General features: G+C 62.6%; 7 protein-coding genes. All 7 read left to right on the forward strand.

Annotated elements, in window-relative coordinates; genetic code table 11:
* The first annotated feature begins 7 nt into the window (after nucleotides 1-7).
* On the forward strand, nucleotides 8-1,075 hold the full coding sequence (locus FHX14_RS04125) for an ABC transporter permease (protein ID WP_184376390.1): 1,068 nt from the start codon (nucleotides 8-10) through the stop codon (nucleotides 1,073-1,075).
* Nucleotides 1,072-2,007: a nickel transporter permease gene (nikC, locus tag FHX14_RS04130; protein ID WP_184376391.1), complete on the forward strand. Its 936-nt coding sequence runs from the start codon at nucleotides 1,072-1,074 to the stop codon at nucleotides 2,005-2,007. The genes FHX14_RS04125 and nikC overlap by 4 nt, the downstream gene beginning before the upstream one ends.
* Complete coding sequence (locus FHX14_RS04135; RefSeq protein ID WP_184376392.1) at nucleotides 2,004-2,837, forward strand: ABC transporter ATP-binding protein; 834 nt, start codon at nucleotides 2,004-2,006, stop codon at nucleotides 2,835-2,837. The genes nikC and FHX14_RS04135 overlap by 4 nt, the downstream gene beginning before the upstream one ends.
* On the forward strand, nucleotides 2,834-3,583 hold the full coding sequence (locus FHX14_RS04140; RefSeq protein ID WP_183692492.1) for an ABC transporter ATP-binding protein: 750 nt from the start codon (nucleotides 2,834-2,836) through the stop codon (nucleotides 3,581-3,583). Before FHX14_RS04135 ends, FHX14_RS04140 begins: the two co-directional genes overlap by 4 nt.
* A gap of 162 nt (nucleotides 3,584-3,745) precedes the next feature.
* Nucleotides 3,746-3,934 (forward strand): hypothetical protein, encoded by a 189-nt coding sequence (locus FHX14_RS04145; protein WP_003589625.1) that lies wholly within the window; start codon nucleotides 3,746-3,748, stop codon nucleotides 3,932-3,934.
* Nucleotides 3,935-4,092: 158 nt separating this feature from the next.
* The gene (locus FHX14_RS04150; RefSeq protein WP_179611955.1) at nucleotides 4,093-4,257 is read left to right on the forward strand and encodes a hypothetical protein; all 165 of its coding nucleotides are present in this window, start codon (nucleotides 4,093-4,095) and stop codon (nucleotides 4,255-4,257) included.
* A 555-nt stretch (nucleotides 4,258-4,812) separates the two neighbouring features.
* A complete protein-coding gene (locus tag FHX14_RS04155) occupies nucleotides 4,813-13,332 on the forward strand; it encodes a glucoamylase family protein (RefSeq protein ID WP_184376393.1) in 8,520 nt (2,839 codons plus the stop codon).
* The last annotated feature ends 2 nt before the right edge of the window (nucleotides 13,333-13,334 follow it).

The following is a 13,334-nucleotide window of genomic DNA, read 5'->3' on the forward strand; positions in this document are numbered from 1 at the left end:
CGATCGCTTGAGCACCGTCGAAACTACATCAGAGGCGCGGCCCCGAAAGGGCCGTGCCAGGGCCTTTGCAAAGGCGCTGGGGCGGTTCCTGTTTGCTGCCGTCACCACCTATCTCGGCCTGCTGGCCGTCACCTTCTTCATCGGCCGCGTCGTGCCGATCGATCCCGTGCTCGCCATTCTCGGCGACCGCGCCCCCAACCATGTCGTCGAGCGGGTGCGCCAGGAAATGGGCTTCAACCTACCGCTCTATCAGCAGTTCTTCATCTATATCAAAGGCATCCTGTCCGGTGATTTCGGCAATTCGGTGCTGACCACCAATCCCGTCATGGTCGATATCCGCCGTGTCCTGCCGGCAACGATCGAGCTTGCGACGTTCGGAACGCTGATCGGCGCTTTCGTCGGCGTGCCGCTCGGCGTTCTCGCCGCCGTGCGCCGCGGCAGTATCGCCGACCAGGTCGTGCGCGTTGTCGGCCTAGTGGGCTATTCGGTGCCGATCTTCTGGCTGGCGCTGATTTCGCTCGTCATCTTCTATGCGCAACTGCGCTGGGTGGCTTTTCCCGGCCGCATCGACATCGTCTTCGAATATACGTTCACGCCGATCACCGGCCTGTATCTGCTGGACAGCGCCTGGCAGGGACAATGGGATGTCTTTTACGACGTCTTCCGCCACATCATCCTGCCGGCATCGCTGCTCGGCTATTTCTCGCTCGCCTATATCAGCCGCATGACGCGCAGCTTCATGCTGAACGAGCTTTCCCAGGAATATATCGTTGCCGCGCGCGCCAAGGGGCTTTCGGAAACGCGGGTGATCTGGGGCCATGCGCTGCGCAATGCCGCCGTGCCGCTGGTCACCGTCATTGCGCTTTCCTATGCCGGCCTGCTCGAAGGATCGGTGCTGACAGAGACCGTCTTTTCCTGGCCGGGCATCGGGCTCTATATCACCAATTCGCTGCAGAACGCCGATATGAACGCCGTGCTCGGCGGCACCATCGTCATCGGCACTGTTTTCATCGGCATCAACCTTCTGTCCGATCTTCTCTACCGGACGCTCGACCCGAGGACGCGAAACCGATGACCGTTCCTGTCAGCCCATCTCCTGCGATGAGCCGCCGCGAATGGCTGCTGTCCGACCGGCCGCAATCGCGCCTGCAGGCCCGTCTCGGCCGCGCCTACGTCACCTGGCGGCAGTTCACGGCCAACCAGCTTGCCGTCGTCGGCCTGCTGATCATCATTGCGCTGCTTTTCATCGCCGCCTTCGCCAATCTTATCGCCACCCACGATCCCGTCGTCGGCGATCTGCGCAATGCGCGGCTGCTGCCGCCGGGGACGGCTGAATACCTGCTCGGCACCGACGACCAGGGCCGCGATATCTTTTCGCGGCTGATCTACGGATCACGTTTGACGCTGCTCGTCATCGTGCTCGTCGCCGTCATCTCGGCGCCGATCGGGCTGGTCGTCGGCACGGTCTCCGGATATGCCGGAGGCTGGGTCGATGCGACGCTGATGCGCATCACCGATATTTTCCTCGCCTTTCCGAAGCTGGTGCTGGCGCTCGCCTTCGTCGCGGCCCTCGGTCCCGGCATCCAGAACGCCATCATTGCCATCGCCATCACCTCATGGCCGCCCTATGCCCGCATCGCCCGCGCCGAGACGCTGACGGTCCGGCGCTCCGACTATATCTCGGCGGTGAAGCTGATGGGCGCCTCGCCGCTGCGCATCATCCTGCGCCATGTCATGCCGCTCTGCATTTCCTCGCTGATCGTGCGCGTGACGCTCGACATGGCGGGCATCATCCTGACGGCCGCCGGTCTCGGCTTTCTCGGTCTCGGGGCGCAGCCGCCGCTGCCGGAATGGGGTGCGATGATCGCCTCGGGACGGCGCTTCATCCTCGATCAATGGTGGGTGGCGGCGATGCCCGGCATCGCCATCCTCATCGTCAGCCTTGGCTTCAACCTGCTTGGCGACGGACTGCGCGACGCGCTCGATCCAAAGGAGGCCGGCCAGTGACGACACTTCTGACAGTCGACAATCTCAAGGTCAGCTATCCCACCCGCACCGGCGTGATCGAGGCCGTGCGCGGCGTCTCCTTCACGCTCGGCAAGGAAAGGCTCGGCATCGTCGGCGAATCCGGTTCCGGCAAGTCGCAGACCGGCCGAGCGATCATGGGGCTGACGCCGAAACATGGCATCGTCACCGCCGACAGGCTGAATTTCAACGGCATCGACCTGCTCAAGGCTTCCGCCGGCGAAAGGCGAAGGCTGCGCGGCAAGCGTATCGCCATGATCCTGCAGGATCCGAAATATTCGCTCGATCCGGTGATGACGATCGGGCGACAGATCTGCGAAACGCTGCGCACGCATGAAAAAGTCGGCAAGGCGGAGGCGCGCGAGCGGGCGCTCGCCATGCTGGAGGCGGTGCAGATCCGCGACCCGAAACGTGTCTTCGACCTGCATCCGCATGAGGTTTCGGGCGGCATGGGGCAGCGCGCGATGATCGCCATGATGCTAATTGCCGGGCCCGAACTGCTGATCGCCGACGAGCCGACCTCGGCGCTCGACGTGACGGTGCAGCTCGATGTGCTCAGAATCATGGACAGGCTGGTGGCCGACCGCGGCATGGGGCTGATCTTCGTCTCCCATGATCTCAGGCTGGTTTCCTCGTTCTGCGACCGGGTGATCGTCATGTATGCCGGAAAGATCGTCGAGGAGCTCGCGGCCGCCGATCTCAAACATGCGCAACATCCCTATACCCAAGGGCTGCTGAACTGCATGCCCGAGATCGGCTCGAACCGTCATCCGCTGCCGGTGCTCGACCGCAAGCCGGAGTGGGCGGCATGAGCGCAGCTCTCGAGATCGACAATCTCAGCGTCGTCTACGATGAATTTCATGCGCTGAAGGATGTCAGCCTTGCCGTCGAACGCGGCGAATCCTTTGGTCTCGTCGGTGAATCCGGCTCGGGAAAATCGACCTTGCTGCGGGCTGTCGCCGGCCTTGCGCCGATCAGCAGCGGGGCGATCCGCATCGATGGCGAAGCGCTGAAGGGTTCGAAGCGCAGCAAAATCTTCTATCGCCGCGTGCAGATGGTCTTTCAGGATCCCTATGGTTCGCTACATCCGCGCCAGACCATCGACCGGCTTCTGCTCGAGCCGCTGGCAATCCATGATATTGACGACAGCGAGAGGCGCATCGAACGCGCGCTCGACGAGGTCGGCCTCGGCAATGGTTTCCGTTTCCGCTATCCGCACCAACTCTCCGGCGGCCAGCGGCAGCGTGTGGCGATCGCCCGGGCATTGATCGTCGAGCCGTCGATCCTGCTGCTCGACGAGCCGACCTCGGCGCTCGACGCCTCGGTGCAGGCCGAGGTGCTGAACCTGCTGGAGCAGATCCGGCGCGATCGCAAGCTTACCTTCGTGATGGTGAGCCATGACCTCGGCGTCGTCACCCACATGTGCGAAAGGCTGGCGGTGATGCGCAACGGCGCCGTCGTCGAGCGGCTGAGCTCCCGGGAACTGGCGGAGGGTGCGGTTCATGAGGACTACACGAGAAATTTGATGATCGCCAGCAAGGGCTTCGTCAAAGCCTGAAAGCCAATCTTTTCAACCCGTTGAAAAGCAAAGACCAGCAGCGGCGTTAAGGATAAGATTTCCCTAAAAGACGACCATTCAACTAGACTATTGACAGCTGCCCCGCTTCTGTCATGATCCTGTTAACGATTGTTAGCTTTCGTGATCGATGGAGGTTGAGGCATGTTCTTTCTCGGTGGGATGACCATGGGCTACCTCGATCCTCCCGTTAAAGCCGATCGCCGGGAACAGGTTTCGGCCTCCATTCCCGCGGAAAAGGATCGTCGGCTCATCGAGATCCCCGCCAACCCGTCTCAGACCGAGGACAGCGTCGAGCGTTCGTGGATCTGGGCATGGCGCACGCTCTGCTAAAGAGTGGGCTGCTAAGAAAGCGAGCCGCTAAAAGGGCTGGTTGAATTTTCTCTTTCGTTCGCTCTGGACGGAAATTTATCTCTACCTACTTGATAGAGAATATAAGAATATCAACGCGAGCCGCACAACCGGCCGCTTAAAAACAACGGAGGCGACATATGGCAGATCTGGGTATTTCGCATGCTCACGTGAACCAGTACGGTTCCGTAGGGACCAAGAAGCCGCTGACCACACGCCACAGGCTTCAAACTGTGCTCCATGGAGCAATCTTCACGGCGGCATTCCTGTTCGTCGTAGCCATGGTTTGCGGCGTCGTCGGCTGATCGGCGAGTGTTAGACGCCGGCAAGTGCCGGCGTTGCGGCGTTTTTCGCCTGGTTGATCGGCATCCGATCCCTGCTTCATTTTTCTATACGTCTTCATGTCATCACGAGCGTCCGCATCGAACTTCCTCGTGCGGCGCATTTCCGATCTGTGTTTGCATGTCGGCGTTTTCGAACCAATGATGCCATCCGAGATCGCGCATCTTCTCCCAAAATCGCAGAGTCTTTACATCGCCGGAACCGGGGCGGGCATTGTGGCGTTCATGCACGTCCCAAGCTCGCCGGGCGCGCCGCTCATGCCTCTTGACTTGAATTATCCGGATGGTGTCCAATTTTCGACATGGCTTTCGCGGAGAGGGTATGGATCGTCTTGATCACCCGTCGGGCCACGCTCCGAACCGGGGCTTAACCCGTTCGCATCGCTTGGCCCAAGCGTCATTTATCCCGGCTTCATCGATCTTCGAAGAAACGGGCTCCGTTCATGTAGCAGTCATGATAAGCAGTGCAAAAGGCTGAGCAAAACAGCCATAACTTCGTTTGGATCCAGAACCGAACCCATGTCTATTTCAAATCTTTCTCCGAGCCTTCCGCGCGAACCTGAGACCAAGCAGATCGATCACAACGATTCGATCCGCTCGACCTATCTTGCCATCGAGGACATCAAGGCGATCGGCAATACGGTCGCCCGCGGCGGTGTCGACCGGCTGCCGGCTTTCGCCCCCTTCGATTTCTTCGCGCGTCACAAGGAAAACGAGAAGGAAATTCTGCGCGTCTACCGGACCACGGCGACCGACGTCGAAGCCGGCGAGACGATCACGCCGGCGGCGGAATGGCTTCTGGACAATCATTATATCGTCGAAGAGGCGATCCAGGAGGTGCGGCGCGACTTCCCCCGCCGTTTCTATCGCGAATTGCCGACCATGGTGGTCGGCGGTGTCGAGGTGCCGCGCACCCTCGTGCTTGCCTGGCTCTATGTCGCTCACACCCACAGCACGATCTCGCAGGAAAGCCTGACGGCGCTGGTCGACGGTTTTCAGGCCAGCGAGACGCTGAGGATCGGCGAACTCTGGGCCTTGCCTTCGCTTGTGCGCTACGTGCTCGTCGAAAACCTTCGCCGCATTTCCAGCCGTGTCGAAGCCAGCCGCCGACTGCGCCGCCGCGCCAACGAGGCGGCCGACGAACTGGTGCGCCTGACCGATCCGGCCGCGGCGGCCGCCTATCTGAAGACGCTGGAACCGCTTGCCGAGGACAATACCTTCTCGACGCAGTTCCTCTATCGCATGCGTGACGGCTCGCAGACGTCGAGCCTGGCGATCACCTGGCTCGACGAGCGGCTGGAAGAGCTTGGCCGCAACACCGAAGAGGCGACGACGGCCGAACACAGCCGTCTCTCTTCCGGCAACGTGACGATGGGCAACATCATCCGCAGCCTGCGCGAGATCGACGATGCCGAATGGTCGGTCTGGGTCGAGCAGGTCAGCCATGTCGACAAGTTGCTCTGGGAGCATTCGGATTACGGCATTCTCGATTCCGGCTCGCGCAACAAATACCGCAAACAGATCGAAAAGCTGGCCAAACGCTCGCCGCTGACCGAAATGGAAATCGCCCAGCTGGCGCTCGACATGACGGATGCCGCCAAGGCCTCCGACGAGCCGCAGCCGCATGAACCGAATGTCGGCGGTTTCCTCTCCGGCGCCCAGCGGCCGAAGCTCGAGGCGCGGGCGAACTATCGCCCGACCATCACACAGCATTTCGTGCGCGCGGTGCGCCGGTTCAACTGGCTGGCAATTGCCGTGCCCGTCATGCTTTTGACGGTCATCGCCATGGCGATCGTCGGCCGGTTCATGGCCAATGCCGGCATGGGGCCGATCGAAATCGCCCTGCTGCTGATCATGTTCTCACTGCCGGCGTCGGAGGGGGCGACGGGCCTCTTCAATACCGTGCTTTCCTTCTTCGTGACGCCGGCGCGCCTTGTCGGCTACGAGTTCAAGGAAGGCATTCCGGAGGATGCACGCACACTGCTCGTCGTGCCCTGCCTGATCTCGAACCGCGACAGCGTCGACGACCACGTGCGCAATCTCGAGGTTCATTATCTCGCCAATCCGCGCGGCGAGCTCTATTTCGCGCTGCTCAGCGATTGGCCGGACAGCGAGGCCGAGGAATCGCCCGCCGATCTCGAGGTTCTCGACTATGCCAGGCGCGAGATCGCCAATCTCTCCGCCCGCTATGCCTATGACGGCAAGACGCGGTTCTATCTGCTGCATCGCCGCCGCCTCTACAATCCCTCCGAAGGTGTGTGGATGGGCTGGGAGCGTAAACGCGGCAAGCTGCACGAGCTGAACATGCTCTTGCGCGGCGACCGCGACACGACCTATCTGCCGGGCGCCAACACCGTGCCGGCCAATGTGCAATATGTCATGACGCTCGATGCCGATACGCGCCTGATGCGCGATGCCGTCACCAAGCTCGTCGGCAAGCTCTATCATCCGATCAATCGTCCGGTCATCAATCCGAAAACCGGCCGTGTCGAAAGCGGTTACGGCGTACTGCAGCCGCGCGTCACCCCGTCGCTGACGACGGGCAAGGACGCGTCGGTCTTCCAGCGCGTCTTTTCGATCAACCGCGGCCTCGACCCTTACGTCTTCACCGTTTCCGACGTCTATCAGGATCTCGCCGGCGAAGGCACCTTCACCGGCAAGGGCCTTTATCATGTCGATGCCTTCGAAGCTTCGCTGAAGGGCCGGATCGACGAAAACTCCGTGCTCAGCCACGATCTTCTCGAAGGCTCGATGGCGCGCTGCGCGCTGGTCACCGATCTCGAGCTGGTGGAGGATTTCCCGATCCGCTACGAGGTCGAAACCTCACGCCAGCATCGCTGGGCGCGTGGCGACTGGCAGCTGCTGCCGTATATGTTCAATCCGAAATACGGCGTCACGGCACTCGGCCGCTGGAAGATGTTCGACAATCTGCGCCGCTCGCTGACGCCGATCGCCTGGTTCTTCGCCTCCGTGCTCGGCTGGTATTTCATGGGTCCGCTCGGCGCGCTGATCTGGCAGATCCTGCTGATCTTCTGCCTCTTCGTCGCGCCGACGCTGTCGCTGATCAACGGCATCATTCCGCGCACCAGCGATATCGTCGCCCGCGCCCATCTCTATACCGTCTGGTCCGATATCACGGCCGCCAATGCCCAGGTTGCCCTGCGGATCGTCTTCATCGCCGATTCCGCCGCGATGATGGCCGATGCGATCGGCCGGTCGCTCTACCGCCTGTTCGTCAGCCGCAAGCTGATGCTGCAGTGGCGGACCGCCGCCAGCGTTCAGGCCGGCGGCCAGGGGACGCTGATCGCCTATTACAAGGCGATGTGGCATGCGCCGGTGCTGGCGCTGCTGGCCCTTGGTTTTGCCGCCCTGCCCGGCGGCAGCGCCTTCGTCGTCGGCATTCCCTTCGCGCTGTTGTGGATCCTGTCGCCTGTGGTCGCCTGGTATGTCAGCCAGTCGGCGGAGACCGAGGACCGGCTCGAGGTCGCCGATTCGGTATCGAGCGAACTGCGCAAGATCGCTCGGCGCACCTGGCGTTATTTCGAGACCTTCACCACGGCGGAGCAGAATTATCTGCCGCCTGATAATGTCCAGGAAACGCCGCATGTGATCGTCGCGGCGCGCACCTCGCCGACCAATATCGGCGTCTATCTGCTCTCCGTCGTCTCCGGCCGGCAGTTCGGCTGGTTCTCCTTCGAGGAGACGCTCGATCGGCTGGAGCAGACGATTTCGACGATCGACAGAATGGAGAAATTCCGCGGCCATCTGTTCAACTGGTATCACACCGATACGCTGCAGACGCTCGGGCCGCGTTATGTCTCGGCGGTCGACAGCGGCAATCTCGCCGGCCATCTGATCGCCATTTCGTCGGCCTGCCGCAACTGGGCCGAGGCGCCGTCCGCCCATATGCAGGGCAATCTCGACGGCGTCGGCGACACGGCCGGCATTCTCGGTGAAGTGCTGGCGGACCTGCCCGATGACCGCAAGACCGTGCGGCCGCTGCGCCGGCGCCTGGAGGAACGCATCGTCGGTTTCCAGAACGCGCTTGCCGCCGTCAAACGCGAGCATGAATTCGCCTCGATCCGCATCATCAACCTTGCCGTTCTCGCCCGCGACATCGAGAAGCTCGCCGCCAATCTCGACCATGAGGTCAAGTCGAAGCAGAGCGAAGAGGTCACCCAATGGGCGGCGTCCCTGGTGAAGGTCTGCGAGGCGCATATTTCAGACAGCACCTTCGACCTTTCCAAGGTCGATGCGCTGAGGCCGCGACTGGTGGCGCTGCGCGACAAGGCCCGCGATCTGGCTTTCTCGATGGATTTCGGCTTCCTGTTCCGGCCGGAGCGGCGCCTGCTGTCGATCGGATACCGCGTCGAAAGCGGTGAACTCGACCAGGCCTGCTACGACCTTCTCGCGTCGGAATGCCGCCTGACCAGCCTGTTCGGCATCGCCAAGGGCGATCTGCCGACGGAGCACTGGTACCGTCTCGGCCGCCAGGTCGTGCCTGTGGGATCGCGCGGCGCGCTGGTCTCCTGGTCCGGCTCGATGTTCGAATATCTGATGCCGCCGCTCGTCATGCAGGAGCGCGGCGGGGGCATTCTCAACCAGACCAACAATCTGGTTGTCGTCGAACAGATGAATTACGCCCGCAAGCTCGGCATTCCGTGGGGCATTTCGGAAGCGGCCTTCAATGCCCGCGACCATAACCTCAACTATCAGTACACGAATTTCGGCGTGCCGACGCTCGGCCTGAAGCGCGGCCTCGGCCACAATGCCGTCATCGCGCCTTATGCCTCGCTGCTCGCCAGCCAGTACGACCCGCCGGGCGCGCTCGAAAATCTGCAGAGGCTGCGCAAGGTCGGTGCGCTCGGCAAGTTCGGCTTCCACGATGCCGTCGACTTCACGCCGACGCGCGTGCCGGAAGGCAAGAAATGCGCGGTGGTCTACAATTATTATGCCCACCATCACGGCATGTCGATCGCAGCCGTCGCCAACGTCGCCTTCAACGGCCATCTGCGCGAACTCTTCCATGCCGATCCGGTCATCGAGGCAGCCGAGCTTCTGCTGCAGGAAAAGGCGCCGCGCGACATTCCGGTGATGAGCGGCAAGCATGAATCCGACACACCGGCCAGCATCCAGGAAGATCTGCTGCGGCCGGAGATCAGGAAGATCAGCGATCCGGCGTCGCGCGACCGCGAACTGGTATTCCTGTCCAACGGTCATTATTCGCTGATGCTGACGGCGACAGGCGCCGGTTATTCCCGCTGGAACGGTCTTTCCGTTTCCCGCTGGAAAGCCGATCCGACCGAAGACCGCTGGGGCAGCTTCATCTTCCTGCGCGATACCGCCACTAACGAATGGTGGTCGACGACATCGGAGCCGAAGGGTGTCGAAGGCGAAACGATCAAGGTGGAATTCGCCGACGAGAAGGCGCAGTTCACCAAGACGGTCGGCGACCTGACGAGCGAGGTGGAATGCATCATCGCCACCGAGCATGATGCCGAGGCCCGCCGCGTCACCCTGCTCAACATGGGTACGGAAGATCGGTTCATCGAAGTCACCTCCTATCTCGAACCGGTGATCACCTCCGACGATACCGACAATGCGCATCCGGCCTTCGCCCGCATGTTCGTCAAGACCGAGATCGGCAAACGCGGTGACGTCATCCGCGCCGAACGCAACAAGCGCGATCCGAACGAGCCGAACATCAGCATCGCCCATCTGATCGTCGACAATGCCGGCGACACCCGCCACACGGAATTCGAGACCGACCGGCGCAAGTTCATCGGCCGTGGCCGCAGCCTTGCCGATGCGGCGGCTTTCGATCCGGGGGCGACGCTTTCCGGTAGCGACGGCTTCATGCTCGACGCGGTAATGTCGCTGCGCCGCACCGTCCGCGTGCCGGTCGGCAAGAAAGTCAGCGTGATCTTCTGGACGATCGCAGCGCCGAGCCGCGACGAAGTCGACAAGGCGGTCAATCGCTACCGTCATCCCGACGCCTTCACCCACGAGCTGGTCCAGGCCTGGACACGCACGCAGGTGCAGATGCGTCACGTCGGCGTCACCTCGCAGCAGGCGGCGGCCTTCCAGCATCTCGGCCGCTACCTCGTCTATCCCGACATGCAGCTGCGCAAGGACGAGGCGACCGTCGAGGCCGGCCTGCAGTCGCAATCGGCGCTGTGGCCGCTAGCGATCTCCGGCGACTTCCCGATCTTCACATTGCGCATCAACGACGACATGGATCTCGAAATCGCCCGCGAGGCGCTGCTGGCGCAGGAATATCTGCGCTCGCGCGGCGTCACCGCCGATCTCGTCATCATGAACGAACGCGCCTCTTCCTATGCGCAGGACATGCAGCACGCGCTCGACGCCATGTGCGAAAACGTGCGCCGCATGGGCCAGGCCGACGGCTTGCGCCAGCATATCTTTGCGGTTCGCAAGGATCTGATGGAGGAGAGCACCTATCACGCGCTGATCGCGGCTTCCCGTGTCACGCTGCATACGAAGAACGGCAAGGTGGTCGACCAGATCAACCGCGCCGTCGCTCTGTTTGTCCCCTCCAAGGAGGAGCTGCAGGAGATGGAACGGGCCGAGCGCAATAAGGTCCCGGTCAAGCGCGTCGCGCCGGTGCCGCCACCCGCCGTGCCCGCCGTCGTCATCGAGGAAGAGGGCGATCTCGACTTCTGGAACGGCATCGGCGGCTTTGCCCGTGACGGACGCGAATATGTCGTTCGCCTGCCCGGAGGCCACGCGACGCCGCAGCCCTGGATCAACGTCATCTCCAATGACAGGTTCGGCTTCCACGTCTCGGCGGAGGGCGCGGGCTTCACCTGGAGCGCCAATTCGCGCGACTATCAGCTGACCTCCTGGTCGAACGATGCGGTGATCAACCGTTCGGGTGAGGCGTTCTATCTCGCCGATCTCGACAGCGGTGCGGTGATGACGCCGTTCGCAGCGCTTTCTCGCCGGCCGGACGTCCGTTTCGAAGCCCGCCACGGGCTCGGCTATTCCGTTTTCTCCAGCGTTCAGCACGATATCGCGCTGGAGCTGACGCAGACGATCGACCGCGAAAGGCCGGTGAAACTGCAGCGCCTGCGCCTGCGCAACACCGGTTCGACCAGCCGCAGGCTGCGTCTCTACGGTTACGTCGAGTGGATCCTCGGCAGCAATGCGGCACGCACCGCGCCCTTCATCCTGTCGAAACACGACGAGGAGACGGGGGCGCTGTTTGCCACCAATCCCTACAGCATCGATTATTCCAACCGCACCGCCTTCTTCGCGGCGAGCGAGGCTCTTTCGAGCTTCTCGGCAAGCCGGCGCGAATTCGTCGGCAAGGCGGGAACGATCCAGGCGCCGCAAGCCGTGATCTCTGCCGCCTCGCTTTCCGGCACGGCCGACCTCGACGGGGATCCGGCCGCAGCCCTTGCGATCGACGTCCAGCTTGCCGCCGGCGAGGAGCGCGACTTCACCTTCTTCCTCGGCGATACGCCGACGGAGGACGAAGCGCGTGGTGTCATCGCCGATATCCGCAAGGTTTCGTTCGACGATGCCGTCGAGACGAACCGGGCCTTCTGGCGGGACTTTACCGGCAGGCTGCAGATATCGACGCCGGATCGCGGGATGAACAATCTCGTCAACACCTGGCTGCCCTATCAGAGCCTCGGCTGCCGCATCATGGCCCGCACCGCCTTCTACCAGGCAAGCGGCGCCTTCGGCTTCCGCGATCAGCTGCAGGACACGCTGGCCTTCGTGCTGCACGAACCCTCGCTTGCCCGCGGGCAGATCCTGAACGCCGCGTCGCGCCAATTCCGCGAAGGCGACGTGCAGCATTGGTGGCTGCCGGGAACCGGTGCCGGCGTGCGTACATTGATCTCGGACGACGTCGTCTGGCTCGCTTACGCGATCCATCATTATTGCACGGTGACCAGCGACAGAACCGTGCTCGACGAGGAGATCGCCTTCCTGGAAGGACCGGCTCTGCTCGAAGGTCAGCACGATTCCTTCTACAGGCCGGAAATTTCCGAGGACAAGGCGAGCGTCTACGAACACGCGGCGCTGGCGCTCGATCTCGCCATCGCCCGCAAGGGAGCAAACGGCCTGCCGCTGTTCCTCGGCGGCGACTGGAACGACGGCATGAACCGCGTCGGCATCGGCGGGCGCGGCACCAGCGTCTGGCTCGGCTGGTTCCTGGCAGGCGCCTTGCGCTCCTTCATTCCCTATGCCGAAGAACGCGGCGACAAGGCTCGCACAGAGCGCTGGTCGGCGCATCTGAGCGAGCTGAAGAAGGCGCTCGAAACTGCGGCCTGGGATGGCAGCTACTATCGCCGCGGCACGTTCGACGACGGCGCGCTGCTCGGCTCCAGGGAAAGCCCGGAATGCCGGATCGATTCGATTGCGCAGTCATGGAGCGTGCTGTCCGGCGAGGGTGATCCGGCCCGCGCCGTAAAGGCGATGGATGCCGTGCTCGACCAGCTGGTTGACGAGGATGCCCGCATCATCCGGCTTTTCACGCCGCCTTTCGTCAATTCCGCCAGGGATCCCGGCTATATCAAGGCCTACCCCCCGGGGGTGCGCGAAAACGGCGGGCAATATACCCATGCCGCGACCTGGGTGGTGATGGCGCTGGCGGAGCTGAAGCGGGGCGATGACGCGTTGCGCTGCTTCCAGATCCTCAACCCGATCACCCATGCACTCGACAAGGCCTCGGCGGAGCAATACCGCGTCGAACCCTATGTCGTGGCGGCCGACGTCTACGGTCATGAGCCCTACACGTCGCGCGGCGGCTGGACCTGGTATACCGGCTCCGCCGGCTGGCTCTACCGCGCCGCCGTCGAGGGCATCCTCGGCATCCGGCTGAAGGGTGGGAAGCTTTATGTGCGGCCGTCGCTCCCGTCGGAATGGGACGGTTTTGCGGCAGAGGTGGAACAGGGCGGCGACAAATACCGCATTTCGGTCTCAAAAGCGTCCAATGACAGCGGCTACACTCTGTCTATCAACGGTTGCGAAGTCACCGATCCCGAAGAGGGATATCCGCTCGGATAACA

The sequence above is a fragment of the Rhizobium sp. BK619 genome, assembly GCF_014195245.1.
Classification (GTDB): Bacteria; Pseudomonadota; Alphaproteobacteria; order Rhizobiales; family Rhizobiaceae; genus Rhizobium; species Rhizobium acidisoli.